This is a genomic window from Streptomyces sp. NPDC054786 (genome assembly GCF_053611685.1).
In genome coordinates, this window is the sequence record NZ_JBSHAW010000040.1 from 70,167 (window position 1) to 88,580 (window position 18,414).

Annotated in this window: 18 protein-coding genes; 9 read left to right on the forward strand and 9 right to left on the reverse strand. The window is 72.1% G+C overall.

Annotated features, from left to right (window positions below; genetic code table 11):
* Positions 1-81 precede the first annotated feature (81 nt).
* From ACWGI6_RS29495 to ACWGI6_RS29505, 3 genes are all read left to right on the forward strand, one after another.
* Positions 82-2,637 (forward strand): trypsin-like peptidase domain-containing protein, encoded by a 2,556-nt coding sequence (locus tag ACWGI6_RS29495; RefSeq protein ID WP_453270330.1) that lies wholly within the window; start codon positions 82-84, stop codon positions 2,635-2,637.
* A 116-nt stretch (positions 2,638-2,753) separates the two neighbouring features.
* Positions 2,754-3,239 carry a sec-independent translocase gene (locus tag ACWGI6_RS29500; protein ID WP_453270331.1) on the forward strand — a complete coding sequence of 162 codons (486 nt, stop codon included), beginning with the start codon at positions 2,754-2,756 and terminating at the stop codon, positions 3,237-3,239.
* A gap of 119 nt (positions 3,240-3,358) precedes the next feature.
* A complete protein-coding gene (locus tag ACWGI6_RS29505) occupies positions 3,359-4,003 on the forward strand; it encodes a hypothetical protein (RefSeq protein ID WP_393906885.1) in 645 nt (214 codons plus the stop codon).
* 93 nt (positions 4,004-4,096) lie between these two features.
* Here the strand turns inward: ACWGI6_RS29505 and ACWGI6_RS29510 are convergent, their stop codons facing one another.
* Genes ACWGI6_RS29510 through ACWGI6_RS29520 form a run of 3 tightly spaced genes read right to left on the reverse strand, consistent with a single transcriptional unit; the run spans position 4,097 to position 7,226 of the window.
* A complete protein-coding gene (locus ACWGI6_RS29510; RefSeq protein ID WP_453270332.1) occupies positions 4,097-5,254 on the reverse strand; it encodes an Mrp/NBP35 family ATP-binding protein in 1,158 nt (385 codons plus the stop codon).
* 42 nt (positions 5,255-5,296) lie between these two features.
* A complete protein-coding gene (locus tag ACWGI6_RS29515; RefSeq protein WP_453270333.1) occupies positions 5,297-5,878 on the reverse strand; it encodes a DUF1003 domain-containing protein in 582 nt (193 codons plus the stop codon).
* Entirely contained in the window at positions 5,868-7,226 is a 1,359-nt protein-coding gene (locus ACWGI6_RS29520; RefSeq protein ID WP_453270334.1) for a magnesium transporter MgtE N-terminal domain-containing protein, read from the reverse strand. Before ACWGI6_RS29520 ends, ACWGI6_RS29515 begins: the two co-directional genes overlap by 11 nt.
* A 197-nt stretch (positions 7,227-7,423) precedes the next feature.
* Between ACWGI6_RS29520 and ACWGI6_RS29525 the strand changes: the two genes are divergently transcribed.
* A complete protein-coding gene (locus tag ACWGI6_RS29525; protein WP_453270335.1) occupies positions 7,424-8,206 on the forward strand; it encodes a hypothetical protein in 783 nt (260 codons plus the stop codon).
* 85 nt (positions 8,207-8,291) lie between these two features.
* On the opposite strand, the gene ACWGI6_RS29530 is transcribed toward ACWGI6_RS29525, so the two are convergent.
* Entirely contained in the window at positions 8,292-8,843 is a 552-nt protein-coding gene (locus tag ACWGI6_RS29530; protein ID WP_453270336.1) for a hypothetical protein, read from the reverse strand.
* A gap of 87 nt (positions 8,844-8,930) precedes the next feature.
* Positions 8,931-10,058, reverse strand: a complete 1,128-nt coding sequence (locus ACWGI6_RS29535; protein WP_393906891.1) for a magnesium and cobalt transport protein CorA — start codon at positions 10,056-10,058, stop codon at positions 8,931-8,933.
* A gap of 503 nt (positions 10,059-10,561) precedes the next feature.
* Here ACWGI6_RS29535 and ACWGI6_RS29540 point away from each other — a divergent pair.
* Positions 10,562-11,146 carry a suppressor of fused domain protein gene (locus ACWGI6_RS29540; protein ID WP_393906892.1) on the forward strand — a complete coding sequence of 195 codons (585 nt, stop codon included), beginning with the start codon at positions 10,562-10,564 and terminating at the stop codon, positions 11,144-11,146.
* 106 nt (positions 11,147-11,252) lie between these two features.
* Here the strand turns inward: ACWGI6_RS29540 and ACWGI6_RS29545 are convergent, their stop codons facing one another.
* The gene (locus ACWGI6_RS29545; protein ID WP_453270342.1) at positions 11,253-12,452 is read right to left on the reverse strand and encodes an MFS transporter; all 1,200 of its coding nucleotides are present in this window, start codon (positions 12,450-12,452) and stop codon (positions 11,253-11,255) included.
* Positions 12,453-12,761: 309 nt separating this feature from the next.
* On the opposite strand from ACWGI6_RS29545, the gene ACWGI6_RS29550 reads away from it, so the two are divergent.
* The 3 genes from ACWGI6_RS29550 to ACWGI6_RS29560 all read left to right on the forward strand — a co-directional run bounded on the left by ACWGI6_RS29550 (position 12,762) and on the right by ACWGI6_RS29560 (position 15,233).
* Positions 12,762-13,400 carry a DUF6758 family protein gene (locus tag ACWGI6_RS29550; protein WP_392373975.1) on the forward strand — a complete coding sequence of 213 codons (639 nt, stop codon included), beginning with the start codon at positions 12,762-12,764 and terminating at the stop codon, positions 13,398-13,400.
* A 165-nt stretch (positions 13,401-13,565) separates the two neighbouring features.
* Positions 13,566-14,420, forward strand: a complete 855-nt coding sequence (locus ACWGI6_RS29555; protein ID WP_453270337.1) for a PHP domain-containing protein — start codon at positions 13,566-13,568, stop codon at positions 14,418-14,420.
* Positions 14,421-14,627: 207 nt separating this feature from the next.
* Complete coding sequence (locus ACWGI6_RS29560; protein WP_129294305.1) at positions 14,628-15,233, forward strand: MarC family protein; 606 nt, start codon at positions 14,628-14,630, stop codon at positions 15,231-15,233.
* A gap of 140 nt (positions 15,234-15,373) precedes the next feature.
* Here ACWGI6_RS29560 and ACWGI6_RS29565 read toward each other — a convergent pair whose 3' ends face one another.
* Positions 15,374-15,526: a hypothetical protein gene (locus ACWGI6_RS29565; RefSeq protein ID WP_093485054.1), complete on the reverse strand. Its 153-nt coding sequence runs from the start codon at positions 15,524-15,526 to the stop codon at positions 15,374-15,376.
* 203 nt (positions 15,527-15,729) lie between these two features.
* Between ACWGI6_RS29565 and ACWGI6_RS29570 the strand changes: the two genes are divergently transcribed.
* Entirely contained in the window at positions 15,730-16,656 is a 927-nt protein-coding gene (locus ACWGI6_RS29570; protein WP_453270338.1) for an NYN domain-containing protein, read from the forward strand.
* 124 nt (positions 16,657-16,780) lie between these two features.
* On the opposite strand, the gene ACWGI6_RS29575 is transcribed toward ACWGI6_RS29570, so the two are convergent.
* Entirely contained in the window at positions 16,781-17,263 is a 483-nt protein-coding gene (locus ACWGI6_RS29575; RefSeq protein WP_453270339.1) for an SRPBCC family protein, read from the reverse strand.
* A gap of 152 nt (positions 17,264-17,415) precedes the next feature.
* Positions 17,416-18,282: an alpha/beta fold hydrolase gene (locus ACWGI6_RS29580; RefSeq protein ID WP_453270340.1), complete on the reverse strand. Its 867-nt coding sequence runs from the start codon at positions 18,280-18,282 to the stop codon at positions 17,416-17,418.
* Positions 18,283-18,414: the final 132 nt, after the last annotated feature.

Consider the following 18,414-nt stretch of genomic DNA (forward strand, 5'->3'; position numbering starts at 1 on the left):
GGCGCGGCGCTCCCCTGACCGGGCGCGTACCGCGAGGTGGTGGTGGCCCGCGCACGGCCGTGGGCGAATTCTGGGGAGAGCATGGACGACGGTAAGGCCGCCGGGCCGAAGCTGAAGTGGTGGAGCCGCCCGGGAGGCACCCCGCGCACGGAACCGTCCGCCGAGGCCGGTCCGCAGGTGACACCGCCCGCCGGAGGCACGGCGGACGAGGCGCGGGCCGGCGCGTCCGGCACGTCCGACGTGCAGGAGGCGGAGGACTGGATCGTGCGTCCGCCGGAGCCGCGCAAGGGCTCGGGGGCGGGCGTGCCGCCGGAGTCGTCCGGGCACGCCGGGGCGGCCGAAGCGGACGCCACGGCCGATGAGTTGGCGTCGGCGCGCGGTGCGACTGCCGCCGACGCGCCGCCCCAGGAGGATGCCGGGGCCATGGGCGCCGGGGCGAGCGGTGCGCGCCCGGCCCCCTCGACCGTGACGCTCGGCCGGGTGCCCGGCGGCGCGCGGGACGAGGCGCAGCCGGGTGCACGTGGCGAGGCATCGGATGAAGCGGCCATGACCACGGTGACAGCCTCCGCGCCGGCCTCCGCATCCGCCGCGGTACCTCTCCCGGCAGCGGCCGAGGCCCTGGGCGATGCGCCGCAGCGGCAGCAGCCCCTGCACGCCGAGGACCCGTACGGCACCCCTCCGTACGGCGGTCCCGGGCCGTGGGCGCCCGCGCCGCCCGTACAGCGACCGGTGGCGACCCCCGCGCACGGCACCGTCCTCCCGCCGGCCGCCGGGCCGCAGCCCCCGTACGCGGCCCCGGCCGCCCCGCAGGCCGCGGTGCCGGGCGCGGGCCACCCGAGCCATCCGCAGTCACCGCCGTCCGCTCCGCCGACCGTCGCGCCGGGGACGAGCGGCGAGGACCGCTCGCCGCTCGCGCACGCCGGCGAGCAGCCGCATCCGGCCGGGACGGCCGAGGCCGCGCACCCCCGGCCGGCTGTCGAGCCCCGCGCCTCCCAGCAACCGGGCCTCCAGAAGTCCGGCCCCCCGCAGCCGCCTCCCGCCCCGAGCGCCGCTTCCCGGACCGACGCACAGCCGTCCCACGGTCCGCAGTCCCACGGTCCGCAGACCCACGGCCCGCAGCCCCATGGCCCGCAGACCCACGGCCCGCAGACCCACGGCCCACAGACCCACGGCCCACAGACCACCGCCCCGCACACCGCCGGCCCGCAGACCACCGGCGCGCAGACCACCGGCCCGCAGACCACCCCTCTGGACACCGTCTCCGGACCGGCCGCCGGATCCGACGGGGCGGCGCAGGACGGCGCCTTCGTCCCCCACCCCGGCGACGGCGGCCCCCGCCCGGCAGCCGCAGCCGCGCCCTACACCGCCCAGCCGCAGCCGCAGCCTTTCTCCGGCCTGCCCGGCGACCACCGGCCGGCCTCCGCCCAAGGGCAGCCCCCCGGCGCGCACGGCGCCTGGCAGCAGTACGACCCCTGGAGCGCGCCGCTGCAGGGCGGCCCCGTCGCTCCGTCGCCGCACGACCGGCGCCGTCGCCGGGGGCCGCTGGTCGCCGGCGCGGTGGCGCTGGCGCTGCTCGCGGGCGGGATCGGCGGCGGCATCGGCGCGTATGTCGAGCGCTACGGCGGGATCAACGACATCAAGCTTCCGCAGTCCGCCGGTGACGAGGGGGGCCGCCGGCCCGACAGCGTCGCCGGGATCGCGCAGACCGCGCTGCCCGGCGTGGTCACGATTCACGTACGGGGCAGCGCCGAACAGGGGACCGGCACCGGCTTCGTCCTCGACCGCCAGGGGCACATCCTCACCAACAACCATGTCGTCCAGCCGGCCGGCAGCGGTGGCGAGATCTCGGTGACCTTCAGCGGCGGCCAGACGGCCAAGGCCAAGGTCGTCGGCCAGGACGGCGGCTATGACCTCGCCGTCATCCAGGTGGAGGGCGTCACGGGACTGCGGCCGCTCACGCTCGGCAATTCCGACGCCGTGCAGGTCGGCGACCCGGTGGTGGCGATCGGCGCCCCGTTCGACCTCGCCAACACCGTCACCTCCGGGATCATCAGCGCCAAGCAGCGCCCGATCACCGCGGGCGGCGAGAAGGGCGACGGCAGCGATGTCTCGTACGTGGACGCGCTGCAGACCGATGCGCCCATCAACCCCGGCAACTCCGGCGGACCGTTGGTGGACGCCAAGGCGCGGGTGATCGGCATCAACAGCGCCATCCGCGCCGCCGACAGCGGCAGCGGCCTGGGCGGCGGCGCCCAGGGCGGCAGCATAGGGCTGGGCTTCGCCATACCGATCAACCAGGCCAAGCGGGTGGCCGAGGAGCTGATCAACACCGGCCGGGCGACACATCCGGTGATCGGCGTGACCTTGGAGATGGAGTACGCCGGCGACGGGGCGCGGGTCAGCGAGCACAGCAAGAGCGGCAAACCGCCGGTCACCCCGGACGGCCCCGGTGCCAAGGCCGGGATCAAGGCCGGTGATGTGATCACCGAGGTGGACGGTGCGCCGGTGCACAGCGGCGAGGAGCTGATCGTCAAGATCCGCAGCCACCGGCCCGGCGACACGCTGGTGCTCACCGTCCAAAGGGGCGGTAAGGATCGGTCCGTACGGCTCAGCCTGGGTTCCTCCAGCACGGGTTGATCGTTTGCATGGTGTTGGCACGGGTGACTCCCGCCCGACGTACGGGGCCAGGTACCGTGATAGGCGGCCTGGCCCATAGGCCGACGAAGGCCACGGATTACCCAAGGAGCTGCAAGGTGTTCTTCGACATAGGACCCCTCGAGCTGGTGGCGCTCGTGATCCTTGGCGTGCTCGTCTTCGGCCCGGACAAGCTTCCCAAGGTCATCCAGGACGTCATGGGCTTCATCCGCAAGGTGCGGGCGTTCTCCGACAGCGCCAAGGAAGACATCCGCAGCGAGCTGGGGCCGGACTTCAAGGACTTCGAGTTCGAGGACCTCAAGCCCAAGAACTTCGTGCGCAAGCATGTCCTGGAGAAGGACGAGTACGGCCTCAAGGACCTTCAGGACATCCGTAACGGCTTCGACCTCAAGAAGGAGATGGCCGAGGTCACCGACGCCGTCCACGGCCAGGACAGTGCCTCTTCCGCCACGCCCTCGAACGGCTCAGGTCCCCACCTGTCCAAGGAGTCCCCGGCCTCCTCCGCCGGCCGCCCCGACATGGTGAAGAAGACCGGAAGCCCTCAGCCGGACGAGCGTCCGCCGTTCGACGCCGACGCCACCTGACACACACCGGTATGACCGGCTGTGTTGACGCCTATGGCTATGCTCCGGGTGTCCGGGGTTCGGTCGCCTGAGGGGGGCGGGCCGCCCACGACGCAGGGCAACAAGGAGGCTCCGCGCAGATGGAGACGACGAGTCGGACAGCGGCACAAGAGGTGTCCGCGGAAGCCGGCCGCAAGGTCGACGGCTATCTGCTGGCCGCGTTCCCGTGGTACGGCCTCGACGAGGCGTTCACCGGTCCGCGCTGGCTGATGCAGGTCGGCGCGGCCGCGGACGGCACCGTCGAGCACGGCGCCACCGGGCACGGCGAGGAGCCCACCATCAAGGTGGAACCGCCGCAGGACGAGCGGTTCGCGGTCGTGGTGACGGTCGCCAGCCGCCCCGTACGGCGCAGCGCCGACGGCACCGGCGTACTGGAGGCGACCTCGGTCTCGACGGCCGCCTGGCTCGCCGGGTCGGGGCTGCTCGCGCAGACCTGGCCCACCCAGATGGACCGGACGCTGCGCCAGGACTGGCTGGACCAGCAGACGATGATCGCCTGGGAGCTGGCCGACGACCTCGGCGGCGGGAGCTGGAGCGAGCTGATGCTGCCGGTGGACGGCGTGCCGACGTCGTTCGCCTACCGCGAGTCCGAGTACGGCTGGGTGCTGGCCGGCTCGGCGGGCGAGGACCCCGAGGGCGTGCACATCGGGGCCTACGGGCGCGGGATGAGCGCCTACGGACTGGGCTTCTCGGTGATCAAGGATCTCGCCGCGTACGAGAGCTGAACGGGCACGCGGAAAGGGGCGGACCCGTGCGGGCCCGCCCCTTTCCGGCGTCATCCGGGAGCCGGCGTCCCCGTCGGGGAGCCGGCCGCGGTCTCAGAACTTGTTGCGCGGGGTGATACCGAGCGACATGCCCTGCAGACCCCGCTGCCGGCCGCCCAGCTTGCCCGCGATCGCGCGGATCGCCGCGCCGGCGGGGGAGTCGGGGTCGGTCAGCACGACCGGCTTGCCCTCGTCGCCGCCCTCGCGCAGCCGGACGTCGATCGGGATGGCACCGAGCACCGGCACCTGCGTACCGGTCGTCTTCGTCAGGCCCTCGGCGACCCGCTCGCCGCCGCCGGTGCCGAAGACATCGACCATCTCGTCGCAGTGCGGGCAGGGCAGCCCGGACATGTTCTCCACCACGCCGACGATCTTCTGGTGGGTCTGCACGGCGATCGAACCGGCCCGCTCGGCGACCTCGGCGGCGGCCTGCTGCGGGGTGGTGACCACCAGGATCTCGGCGTTCGGCACCAGCTGCGCCACCGAGATCGCGATATCGCCGGTGCCCGGGGGCAGGTCGAGCAGCAGCACGTCCAGGTCGCCCCAGTAGACGTCGGCGAGGAACTGCTGCAGCGCGCGGTGCAGCATCGGGCCGCGCCAGACGACGGGCGCGTTGCCCGGGGTGAACATGCCGATCGAGATGACCTTCACGCCGTTCGCCGACGGCGGCATGATCATGTTCTCGACCTGGGTGGGCCGGCCGTCGGCACCGAGCATGCGGGGTACGGAGTGGCCGTAGATGTCGGCGTCCACGACACCGACCTTCAGACCGTCGGCCGCCATCGCCGCGGCGACGTTGACCGTCACCGACGACTTGCCGACGCCGCCCTTGCCGGAGGCGACGGCATAGACCCGGGTCAGCGATCCGGGCTGGGCGAACGGCACCTCGCGCTCGGCGGTGCCGCCGCGCAGCGACGTGGTCAGCTCCTTGCGCTGCTCGTCGCTCATCACGTCCAGCTCGACGGCGACGCTGGTCACACCGGCGACGCGCGCGACGGCGTCCCGCACGTTGTTGGTGATCGTCTCGCGCATCGGACAGCCGGAGACGGTGAGGTAGACCGCGACCGCCACCGCGCCGTCCGCCGCGATGCCCACCGATTTGACCATTCCCAGGTCGGTGATGGGGCGGTGGATCTCGGGGTCGTTCACCGTGGCGAGGGCTTCGCGGATCGCGTCCTCGCTCGGCGCGCCTTGGGGCATGTCGGTAGCCATGTCCCGATGGTACGGCGCGTGAGGGTGCCTCCGGAAAGCCCGTCAGCGGTCGCGTTCATCACTCTCCGCGCCGACGGGCCGCGGCAGCTCCAAATCCCTCAGCAGGTCCTGGAGCTCGGAGCGGATCCAGTCGCGGGTGGCGACCTCTCCCAGGCCGAGCCGCAGCGCCGCGATCTCCCGGGTCAGATACTCGGTATCGGCGATGGAGCGCTCGTTCTGCTTGCGGTCCTGCTCGTGGGTGACCCGGTCGCGGTCGTCCTGGCGGTTCTGCGCCAGTAGGATCAGCGGCGCGGCGTACGACGCCTGAAGCGACAGCGCCAGCGTCAGAAAGATGAACGGGTACTGATCGAACCTCAGGCCACTGGGGGCCGTGGTGTTCCAGATGACCCACAGGATGATGGTGACGGTCATCCAGACGATGAAGCGGCCGGTCCCCAGGAAGCGGGCGATCTTCTCCGAAAGCCGCCCGAACGCCTCCGGGTCGTACTCCGGCAGGAACGTACGGCGCGGTGCGCGCGGCTGGTCGAGGCGGACCCGCGGCCGGTCCACGGGCCCCCGGCGCATCGCCGAGGCCCCGTTCGCCCGCGACCGCTCCCTGCCGCTCTCCCGCTCCTCAGCGCCCATCCGTACGCTCCCCGAGGCGGCTGTCGCCGTTCAGACCGGCCTCGGCCGAGCCGTGCAGCCCGTCCTCCCGCCAGTCGTCCGGCAGCAGATGGTCCAGCACGTCGTCGACGGTGACGGCGCCCAGCAGGGCCCCGCTCTCGTCCACGACCGGGGCGGCGACCATGTTGTACGCGGCCAGATAGCTGGTCACCTCCGGCAGTGGGGTGTCCGGCGGCAGGGCCGGCAGATCGGTGTCGGCGATCGAGCTGACGAGGGTGAACGGCGGGTCGCGCAGCAGCCGTTGGAAGTGCACCAGGCCCAGATACTTGCCGGTGGGTGTCTCGTCCGGCGGCCGGCAGACATAGACCTGGGCGGCCAGTGCGGGGGACAGGTCCGGGTCGCGCACCCGCGCCAGCGCATCGGCGACGGTCGCGTCCGGGCGCAGCACGATCGGCTCGGTGGTCATCAGCCCGCCCGCGGTGCGCTCCTCGTACGACATCAGCCGCCGCACATCGGCGGCCTCCTCCGGCCGCATCAGCGCCAGCAGCCGTTCCTTCTCCTCCTCCGGCAGCTCGGAGAGCAGATCGGCGGCGTCGTCCGGGTCCATCGCCTCCAGGACGTCAGCGGCCCGCTCGTCCTTCAGCTTGCCGATGATCTCGACCTGGTCGTCCTCCGGCAGCTCCTCCAGGACATCGGCCAGCCGGTCGTCGTCGAGCGCCGCGGCGACCTCTGCGCGCCGCTTGGCGGACAGATGGTGCAGTACGCCGGCGAGGTCGGCGGGCCGCAGCTGTTCGAAGGTGGCGAGCAGGCTCTCCGCGCCCTGCCCGTGCTCCTCCAGCGAGAATCCGGTCACCGCCGACCACTCCACGGTCAGCGTCTCGCCCGCCCGCCTCCCGACACCGCCCTTCGCAGGAGGCGCTTCGCGCCGCAGGATTCTCCGGCGCAGCGCCCCGCCCTTGCCCTTGCGTACGAAGACCTTGTCGATTTCCCAGTCGCGGCGGGCCGGCAGCTGGGTGATGCCGATGTCGAGGACGGTGACCTCCTCACCGGTCTCCACCAGCTGCACCCGCCGGTCGAGCAGCTCCCCGAGCACCAGCGTCTCGGACGTCCGCTGCTCGAAGCGCCGCATATTGACCACGCCGGTGATGATGATCTGGCCGGACTCCACCCCGGTCACCCGCGTCATGGGCACGAAGATCCGGCGCCTGCTGATCACCTCGACGACCACCCCGAGTATCCGCGGCGGGCGGTCGCCGACCCGCAGCAGCGCGACGAGATCCCGCAGTCGGCCGACCTGGTCGCCGTTGGGGTCGAAGACGGCGACGCCGGCGAGATGGGAGACAAAGACCCGGGGAGTCACCACTGCCATGCAGAGTGCCACCCTTTCTCCCGTTCAGCCCCGAAATAAGGCATCAATTCGGGTTCAGGCTAACGTGCCCCGGCCTGCGCCGCCCCGGTGGAGGAGGCCGTAGGGTGACCGCCACACACCCCGCCGAAGACCGTGCGTGGTCCAGGTACGCTGCCGTACTGCTGTCGAGGTCACCCGCATCAGGAGGCAGAGCCGACGTGAGCGCCATCGCCCCGGGGGCCGGCCCCCTCCCCCTGGCCGGAACCCGCCGTACGGGACGGGCTGCGCTCGTGGGGGCGGCCTGTGCGGCACTGGCCGTGGCGCTGACCGGCTGCGGGGGCAGTGGGGACCCGGATGCCGGCACCAACGGCGTGGGGAAGCTGCCCGCCGCGAAGATCGAGTCCAAGGCGCGGGCCGCGGCCGAGCACGCCGACACGGTGCACCTCTCCGGCAATGTCGTCAGCCAGGGCCGCACCTACAAGCTCGACATGCGTCTGGCGAAGGACGGCGCGAAGGGGGAGCTGACCACGAAGGCGGCCGCCTTCCAGCTGCTGCGGGTCGGCGATGCGCTCTATCTGAAGGCGAACGCGGCCTTCTGGGCCGGCGAGAAGAGCGGTGCCTCGGGCCGGCCCAACCAGGCGGCGGACAAGCTCGGCGGCAAATACGTCAAGGTGCCCGCCGGCGACCCGGTCTACAAGCGCTTCAGCGGCTTCACCGACAAGGACACGCTGCTCGCCGGCCTGCTCGGGCTGCACGGCAAACTGACGACCGGTGACCGCAGCGACATCGACGGGGCCCGCACCATCCGGGTGGCCGCCGGCGCGGGCTCCGGCGGCACCCTGGACGTCTCGCTGGAGGGCAGGCCCTACCCGCTGCGGCTGCATCGCGCCGGTGGCGCGGGGGTCGTCCGGCTGGCCGACTGGGGCCGGAGTGTGGACCTCAAGGCCCCGGCCAAGGACCAGGTCGTGGACTACGGAGCCAAGATCTCCGGCAAGGGCTGAGAACCGGGAACGGACCGCGGCCCGGCCGCTCGCCGGGCCTCGCCCCTCCGGTCGCCCTCAGGGCCCGGCCCGCACGCCCCGTGCCTCAGCTCTTACGCCCCCGCCCCCGCCGCCGCAGCAGCAGCTTCGGCAACGCGGCCGGGGCGGGACGCCGGGTGATCGCGGAGGTCTCCAGCGGCGGTGCGGCGTGCGAGTCCTCCGGCATCCGGCCGGGGCGCTGCTCCGCCTCCCCGGTCGGCTCCAGCCGCAGCACCCGGCACTCGCGCGCCCAGCGCTCCGTGAGGGTGTCGGCGTCCGGTGCGTTGAGGCGTTTGCCCTTCAGCTCGTCGACGGCGGCCCGCCAGGCCTCGCTCTCCGGCGCCGGCTCGACGACCCTGGCCTGCCAGCTGATCAGCCGGCCGCCCTTGTCCTTGCTGCGTACGGTGACCGTCGCCGTACCGCCGTCGGTGAGCCCGAGGTCGGCCAGCGGCTGTTCGCCGGTACCGTCCCCGACGAGGCAGGCGGCTCCGTCGTGCCACAGATGCCACAGCGCACGGGCCGGGCCGGCGTTCCCCCGCACCCAGATGAGGCCGGATTTCTTCGTGGCCTCTTCGATGAGCGCCCGATCCTGCAGGGCCTGCGACACGGTCTCCGTCATACGGCCCAGCCTAATGGCCCCGGCCCGGTCGGTCCGGGGCCGCCCAGGCGCTGAGATGCGGCGGAGCCGGAGGTGGCGGGGTCCGGGTCACAGCCATCCGTTGCGCTTGAATCCGCGGTGGATGCCGAAGCAGATGGCGACCGTCACCATCATCATGGCCGGATAGCCGAACTTCCAGTGCAGCTCGGGCATGTAGTCGAAGTTCATGCCGTAGATCCCGGCGATCATCGTCGGGACGGCGAAGATCGCCGCCCACGCCGTGATCTTGCGCATGTCCTCGTTCTGCGCGACGGCCGCCTGCGCGAGGTTGGCCTGCAGGATGGAGTTGAGCAGATCGTCGAAGGACAGCACCTGCTCGTTGACCCGCGCCAGGTGGTCGGCGACGTCCCGGAAGTACTTCTGGATGTCGGAGTCGACCAGCCGCATGGGGCGCTCGCTCAGCAGCTGCATCGGCCGCAGCAGCGGCGACACCGCGCGCTTGAACTCCAGTACCTCACGCTTGAGTTGGTAGATCCGCCCGGCGTCGCCGCCCTTGGGGGAGCCCTTGCCGCCGTTGCCCTTGCCGTTGGTGCCCGAGCTGAAGACGTCGATCTCCACCTCGTCGATGTCGTCCTGGACCGCACCGGCCACCGCCATATAGCCGTCGACGACCTGGTCGGCGATGGCGTGCAGCACCGCGGACGGCCCCTTGGCCAGCAGCTCCGGGTCGTCCTGCAGCCGGTGCCGCAGCGCGCGCAGCGAGCCCTGGCCGCCGTGCCGCACGGTCACGATGAAGTCCCGGCCGGTGAAGCACATCACCTCGCCGGTCTCCACCACCTCACTGGTGGCGGTCAGCTCGGTGTGCTCCACGTAGTGCACCGTCTTGAAGACGGTGAACAGGGTCTCGTCGTAGCGCTCCAGCTTGGGCCGCTGGTGCGCGTGCACGGCGTCCTCGACGGCGAGCGGGTGCAGCCCGAACTCCTGGGCGATACCGGCGAATTCGGCCTCGGTGGGCTCGTGCAGCCCGATCCAGGCGAAGCCGCCCTCGGCCCGCGCCCCGGCCATCGCCTCGGCCGGGGTGACGTGCTCGCTCACCCGGCGGCCCTCGCGGTATACGCCGCAGTCGACGATGGCGCTGTTCGTGCAGACCGGGGCGGACTTCTCGTAGTGGTACGGGGTGCCGTCGCGGCGCCGGGACGGACGGACGGCGGCACGCAGGTCACGGATCATCGACATGGCAGGCTCCTTCACGGGCCGGCCGTCAGCTGCGAGCGCGGGGCGCAACGCTGCCCGGAACGTGGACGTACAAGGCGTCATCGGCTGTACGTCCGCAAAGCGGGCGGCGCTCCGTGCGGGGACACTGACGGCAGTTCGCAGAAAACACGGAACAAAGAGTCGAAGGCGCTCTTCCGTCATCTACATCCGGCGCAAAGGTGCTTCCCTGGTTTCGCCGCTGGGCGGCGGGGTACGGAAGCTCTCGGATCAGGAGATTCGCTGCGCGAAGGGGATGACAGGAGAACTATCGGTACTGCACGGTCGACTCGGATCCACCGCAGCCCCACCTCCTCCGGCCGGTCCCCGTTGGGGGACGACGTCATTCCCTGACCAGACGGCAAGGCTATCAGCCGCCTGAAGCGTTACGGCGCCGCTTTGCCCGTTCGATACGAATAACGGGGGCGCTGCGGAGCAGCTCGTGGAGCGGTGACGGCCGGGCGCAGGGCCCGGCCTATGCTCACGGCATGTCTGACGTTCTTGAGCTGGTCGAGGCCCGGTTGCGGACGACCCTGGGCGAGCCGGACGCGCGCGCCGCCGTCACGTTCCTCGGCACCGACCGTATCGAGGTCCTCCGCTTCGTGGACAACGGGGTGGTGCGTTACGCCACGCTCGGGATGTCCGCGCAGCCCATGGCTGATCCCACCGCGGTGCTGGCCGACCCCCTGCGCGGCCCGCGTGCCGAACTCCTGCTGTCCGTACGGGCCGGTCGCGTGGAGAGCGACAAGGTGCTCAGGCCGCTGGCCGTGCTCGCCGCGTCGCCGCAGGTCGAGGGGGTGGTCGTGGCTCCCGGAGCCTCGCTGGACGTGGGGGAGCCGCTGTGGCCGGAGGCGGCTTTCACCTCGGTTCTGGTCGCCTCGCCCGGGGGGCTCGTCGAGGACCTCGAACTCGACGAGCCGAGGGAGCCGGTCCGCTTTCTGCCGCTGCTGCCGATGACGCCCAACGAGGCCGCCTGGAAGCGGGTGCACGGTGCCGAGGCCCTGGAGAAGCGGTGGCTGGAGCACGGTACGGACCTGCGCGACCCGCTGCGTACGGGCGTCCCGCTCGACTGAGCCGCGCGCCGCGTCCCCCTCCGGGCGGGAGGGCGGACGCGGCGTCAGTTTCCCTGCGCAGGCAGGCAGGCAGTCGGACGGACGGGGGTGAGGTGCCCGGTCCCCGTCAGCTGGCGAAGACCGTGACCCCGTCCTCCGTGGCGTGCTGCGGCTCCAGCGCCTCGGCCTCGGTGGTCAGTACCCGGCGCCGGACGGCGACGATGCCCGCGCCGATCGCCGCCGCGACCGCCGCGACCACGAACGGGACATGGATGTCGGTCCACTCCTCGATCTTCGGCGCGAGGAACGGTGCGGCCGCCGCGGCGAACCACCGCACGAAGTTGTAACCGGCGCTCGCCACCGGGCGCGGTGCGTCCGAGACGCCCAGCGCCAGCTCGGTGAAGACGGTGTTGTTCAGGCCGATGAAGGCGCCGGAGAGGACCGTGCAGACGATGGCGGTGGTGTGGTCGCCGTAGCCCAGCACGAGCAGGTCGGCGGCGAGCAGCAGCAACGAGCCGCCCAGCACCTTCAGCGAGCCGAAGCGGTGCTGCAGCCGGGGCGCCACGAGCACCGAGAACACCGCGAGCAGCACACCCCAGGCGAAGAAGACGCCACCGGACTTGTACGGCGACATGTTCAGCACGAACGGGGTGAAGGCCAGCACCGTGAAGAACGCGTAGTTGTAGAAGAACGCGGCGACGGCGGCGGAGGCCAGCCCGCCGTGGCCGAGCGCCTTGACCGGGTCGAGGAGTGAGGTCTTCCGGGCGGGCCTGGGCTGCTCCTTGAGGAAGGCCGTGATGGCGAGGAACCCGATGGCCATCAGGGCGGCGGTGCCGAAGAACGGATAGCGCCACTTCATGTCGCCGAGGACCGCGCCGAGCAGCGGGCCGCAGGCCATGCCGAGCCCCAGTGCGGACTCGTAGAGCAGGATCGCCGCCGCGCTGCCGCCGGCCGCGGCGCCCACGATGACCGCCAGCGACGTGGACACGAACAGGGCGTTGCCCAGTCCCCACCCGGCACGGAAGCCGACGAGTTCGCCGACCGACCCCGACATGCCGGAGAGCGCGGCGAAGACCACCACCAGTGCCAGGCCCGCCAGCAGCGTCTTACGGCCGCCGATGCGGCTGGAGACGAAGCCGGTGACGAGCATCGCGACGGCGGTGATCAGGAAGTAGGAGGTGAAGAGGAGGGAGACCTGACTGTTGGTGGCGTGCAGGCCCCGGGCGATCGAGGGGAGGATCGGGTCGACGAGGCCGATGCCCATGAAGGCCACGACCGAGGCGCCCGCCGTGGCCCATACGGCCTTCGGCTGGCGGAGGATGGACATGCCGCCCTCCTCGAACGGATCGTCCGCGCCGCTGCCGTGGCCGCTGCTCTTCGTGCCGCTCATGCCGCGGTTCCCCTTCCGTTGCCGGTTGCGTATCCCTGTTCCGTGGCCCCGCTGGACCACCGAGATCGTTGACGTTTACACATAATAAGTTAGGTACGCTAAAGAGTGCAAGTGGCAACTACTTTCCGGTGGGGCGGGGCGGGCCGGGGGAAGCGGTCAAATGCGCGGCGGCGTACGTGATTCGGGGCACACCGGTCGGGTGATCGTCCTTGACGCGACGGCGGGGCTGGAGGACCGTGGATGCCTATGAGGGGCGAACCCAGTTGCCCGAAGTGCGGAGGCCGGGTAAGGGCGCCCGGTCTCTTCTCCGACACCTGGCAGTGCGCGCTGCACGGCACCGTGCATCCACTCCAGCCCGTCGTCCCGCCGAGCGTCGAGGCGCTCGGCGTTGTCGTGCACCGCGCACAGGTCCCCGTATGGATGCCCTGGCCGCTGCCGGTCGGCTGGCTGTTCACGGGCGTGGCCTGTGCCGGCGACGACCGCAGCGGCGGCCGCGCGACCGCCGTGGCCTGCACCGGCCCCGGCCCGCTCGGCGGGCCCGGCGAACTGCTGCTGATCGCCGAGGAACTGGGCGTCGGACTCGGCGCGCGCTATGCCGGAATCGACGGCCCCGACCCCGGCCCCCATATGTGCGTGGACAAACCGCCGCACGCCAAGGTGCTCGCCGCCGGCCGCCCGACCGCGTTGTGGCACGTCGACGATGCGCCCGCTGACCGTGCGGTCTTCGCGGGCGAGGCGCGCGGGCTGTGGCTCTGGGCGATCGCCTGGCCCGAGCAGTCGGGGCTGCTGCTCTACGACGAGCTGGTGCTGACGGATCTGCGCGAGGCCGGCGCCGAGGTGGATCTGCTGCCGTGCGGGGCCATCTCGCCGCGCATTCTGGGCTGAGGGCCGGCCGCGGCGCCGGCGGGGTGGCGTCACTCACCTCCGACGGGCGCCTGGCGCTACCGGCCGCCCGGTATCCTGCTGAGGTCCCCCGACGGTGTGCCTCCGCCCGGCGTTCCTGCCGGGCCCCGTCCCGTATCCGTCCCGCAGCAGTCTGGAGTCCGCGTCGTGCGCATCGATCTGCACACCCACTCCACGGCGTCCGACGGTACGGACACCCCCGCCGAGCTGGTGCGAGGCGCCGCGTCCGCGGGTCTGGACGTCGTCGCGCTGACCGACCACGACACCGTCGGCGGCCATGCCGAGGCGCGCGCCGCGCTGCCCGCGGGGCTGACGCTGGTCACCGGCGCCGAACTCTCCTGCCGGCTCGACGGGGTGAGCCTCCATATGCTCGCCTACCTCTTCGACCCCGAGGAGCCGGAACTCGCCCGTGAGCGGGAGCTGGTGCGGGACGACCGGGTGCCGCGCGCCCAGGGCATGGTCGCCAAGCTGCGCGAGCTCGGTGTGCCGGTCACCTGGGAGCAGGTCGCCCGGATCGCCGGCGACGGCGCCGTGGGGCGGCCGCATATCGCCACCGCCCTCGTCGACCTGGGCGTGGTCGGCTCCGTCTCGGATGCCTTCACCTCCGAGTGGCTCGCCAACGACGGCAGGGCGTACGTGCAGAAGCACGAGCTCGACCCGTTCGACGCGATCCGGCTGGTCAAGGGCGCCGGCGGGGTCACTGTCTTCGCGCATCCGCTGGCCGTCAAGCGCGGCTCCTGCGTACCGGAGAGCGCGATCGCCGAACTCGCCGCGGCCGGTCTCGACGGCATCGAGGTCGACCACATGGACCACGACGACGCGACCCGCGCGCGGCTGCGCGGCCTGGCCGCCGACCTCGGTCTGCTGGCCACCGGATCGAGCGACTACCACGGCAGCCGCAAGACCTGCCGCCTCGGCGAATACACCACCGATCCCGAGATTTACGGCGAGATCGTGCGCCGCGCGACCGGCGCCTTCCCCGTTCCCGGCACGGGCGGCTGAGCCCCCGCGCGGCCGGCCGCCGCGGCGCCCGCCCCGTTCCCCGGGACCTTCACCGACACCTGTCCGGTGCCGTCCGGGCCGGTGCGGATACCGCCCCGCGTCCGCCGTCGCCCGCCGACCACCCGCTCCCTGTCCTTCCTTACGGGTATGCGCCCGCGCGCCGCCCGTGAGCGTTCGTCCCGTACCACCTCTCGCAAGGCCTTCACCGTGTTCGACATCGCTGTCTTCAGTACGCTCTTCGTCACCCTCTTCGTGATCATGGATCCGCCGGGTATCACTCCGATCTTCCTGGGCCTGACCTCCGGCCGGCCGGCCAAGGTGCAGCGCCGGATGGCCTGGCAGGCGGCCACCGTCGCCTTCTGCGTCATCGCCGTCTTCGGCCTCTTCGGCCGGCAGATCCTGGGGCGGCTGCACATCTCGACGCCCGCGCTGATGATCGCGGGCGGGCTGCTGCTTCTGCTGGTCGCGCTGGATCTGCTGACCGGGAAGTCGGAGGAGCCGACCCAGACCAAGGACGTCAATGTGGCGCTGGTGCCGCTGGGCATGCCGCTGCTGGCCGGGCCCGGCGCGATCGTGTCGGTGATCCTCGCGGTGCAGCATGCGCACGGCTTCGCCGCACAGCTCTCCGTCTGGACGGCGATCGCGGCGATCCATGTGGTGCTGTATCTGGTGATGCGGTTCTCGCTGGTGATCATCCGTGTGATCAAGGACGGCGGAGTGGTCCTGGTGACGCGGCTGGCGGGCATGATGCTCTCCGCGCTCGCGGTGCAGCAGATCATCAACGGTGTGCTGCAGGTGATCCAGGGAGCCTGACGCCGGCCCGGGTCCCGAGAGGCGGCCGCGGACACCGCAGCGCCCCCGTACGACGTGTTCGTACGGGGGCGCTCGTGCGGTGCGGCCGTGCGCGTGCTCGGCCGGCGGTGCTGTCGCTTCGTCGGGCGGCGGGGTGGGTGCTAGCGGGCGGCGGTGTCGGCCGGGCGGATGTAGATGCGCTGGCCCGTTGCGGCGGCCTGCTGCACGATCCGGTTGACGGAGGCGGCGTCCACGACGGTGCTGTCCACGGCGGTGCCGTCGACATCGTCCAGGCGCATGATCTCGAAGCGCATACGGCTTCTCCCTTCGTCTGATCCTCCTGCGGAGAACTCTTGGGTGCACGAGCTGCGCGGCGTCGCTGCCGAGCGCTCTGTACAGGTACAACGACCTGCCCAGTGCAATCATTCCCTACGCTAAAGAAAAATTTCGACGGCCTAAATACGACGGGTGAGCGCGGTTGTGCCCGCGTACTGACCGCCCGGACAATGGATCCCGTATGAACGACGTCCGGCCCACGGGCCCCACCGACCTCACCGCGCTCGCCGCCGGGATCGAGCGCACCAACGAGCTGCTCACCCGGGTGCTCGCCGAGGTCGCCACCACCCCGTCCACCCACGCGGCCTTCGTGGACGCGGGCTATGTCTACGCCGCGGCGGGGCGGCTGGTCGCCGGTACGGAGGACCGCAAGGCCTTCGACCTCGATGCCGAAGGGATCATCGAGGCCTTCATCGACAAGGCTCGGATGATCTTCCCGGACAGCCGGCTGCTGCGCGTCTACTGGTACGACGGCGCCCGCCGCCGGATCCACACCCAGGAGCAGCAGCGGATCGCCGAGCTGCCCGATGTGAAGGTCAGGCTCGGCAACCTCAACGCCAACAACCAGCAGAAGGGCGTCGACTCCCTGATCCGTTCGGACCTGGAGTCGCTGGCCCGGCATCGCGCGATCACCGATGCCGTCCTCATCGGCGGCGACGAGGACCTGGTCTCCGCGGTGGAGGCGGCGCAGGGCTATGGCGCGCGGGTGCATCTGTGGGGCATCGAAGCTTCCGGCGGCCGCAATCAGGCCGAGCCGCTGCTGTGGGAGGTCGACAGCGCGCGCACCTTCGACCTGGAGTTCTGCAAGCCGTACGTCACCCGGCGGGTCGGCGTCGAATACAGCGACCAGACGGCGGGCGAGGGGCCGGCGCCCAGCCGTGAGGAGGTCCGCTTCGTCGGCGCACAGATCGCCGCGCAGTGGCTGTCGGAACGCGGCCGTGAGTGGGTGTCCGGGCTGCTGCCGGGCCATCCGTATCTGCCCGGCGCCGTCGACCAGGAACTCCTGACCGCCGCGGAGGCGCTGCTGCGGCACTCCCTGCGCAGCCATGCCGATCTGCGGCGGGTCCTGCGGGACGGCTTCTGGGACCATGTCCAGGCGCAGTACTAGAACCGGTCCGATGGATCATGGTCGGGTCGGCGGGCCGGGCCGGGCCGGGCCGGGCCGGGCCCGCAGAGTCCTACGGAGCGCGGCTGTTCGCGGCGCGCCCGCGGCGCCGGAGCGCGCAGGCCGCTCAGGCCCTCGCCAGCAGCTCCGTGAGGCGTTCGAAGAAGCTCGCCCAGCCCGCCTCCGCCTGGCGGTACTGCTCGGAGGTGAGGTTGCCGCCGAGCTGGCGGAAGGCCATCTGCGTACCGTCGTCGAGAGCAGTCAGGGTGACCCGGACGATCTCGCCCTCGGCGCCGCTCGGCGCGGAGGCGTCCTTGAGCGTGAACTCCAGCCGCTCCGGGGCGGCCACCTCGCGGTAGACGCCGGAGAACGGCAGCTCGCTGCCGTCCGGGGTGCGCATGATCAGACTCCAGACCCCGCCGGGCCGCACGTCCATCGTCATCCGGTCGGCCGGTACCGCCAGCTCCCCGCCGAACCAGTACGCGAAGTGCTCGGGCGTCGTCCACGCCTCGAAGACCAGCTCACGGCGGGCGCCGAAGGTCCGGGTGAGCGCGATGCCGTGGGGGTCGTTCTCGGCGCCGGCCGGGTGAGTCGCCGGATTCTCGGTCATGGTCGAGCCCTTCGTACGAAGCGGTGCCGGCCGGGCGCCGGTGAGGGCCCGCCTTCCTCGATGCTCGCCGAACCGCCCGGCGCTGTCCTGGTGACACCGGCCGCTCGGCCCACACCGCCCGGCGCCGCTGCGTCCCCACGGCCGGACGGCGCTCAGCCCACGCCGCTCCAGAAGCCGGCGAGCGCCTCGGCCGTCTTCTCCGGCCGTTCGGCGTTGGGGGAGTGCTCGGCGCCCTCGATGACGGTGCGCCGGGCGGCCAGCCGCTCCGCCATCGCATCCATCGACGGCACCGGCCAGGCATAGTCGACGGCCCCGGACACGACATGGGTGGCAAGCCCCGTACGGGCCAGCTCCGCCACCCGGTCGGGCTCCGCCAGCATCTGACGGCCGGTCGCGATCAGCTGCTCGGGGACGGTGTTCAGCCAACGACGGTGCAGGAACGCGCCGATTTCCGGCGGCGTCGCCGCGTCCGCCGCCTCCGGAGGATCCAGTTCGCGCATCGCCCGCCAGACGCTCTCCATGTCGAGCGTGCCGAGCGCCTCGATCAGCATCCGCACCCGGGCCTGCTGGGACGCCTCGATGGCGGCGGGCCCGGAGCTGAGCACGGTGAGCGAGCGGAACGGGGCCGCGTCGAGCAGCACGGCGGCCCGGGTGACCAATCCGCCCAGCGAGTGCCCCAGCAGATGCACCGGCCCGCCGTCCGGCTCCCGCAGGGCCTGCGCCTGGGCCAGCACGTCTAGGGCCAACTCCCCTTGCGCATAAGCCCGTTCATCGCGAGGTCCGAAGGATTCGTGCTGCCCGCGCCCGTCCACGGCGACCGCCCGGAAACCGGCCGCGGCGAGCGGTGACAGCAGGGCGATGAAGTCCTCCTTGCTGCCGGTGAATCCGGGCACCAGCAGGGCGGTCCCGATCGGCGCGGCATCGGGCCGGGCGTCGTGCACGGCGAAGGCGCCGCGCGCGGTGTCGAGTCGGTATGCACGGGCGCACGGGGGCAGTGTGAGGGTGGGCGGCCTGCTCATGGGGTGAGGTTATCCGGGCCGGACGCGAAACCGGGCCGGGACGCCGACGACCATGCAACAGTAGATATCGGTGGCGGGGCGTAGGTGCCGGGGAGGGTGTGGGGTGGGGGGTGGGCGCCGGGGCGGGAGGGT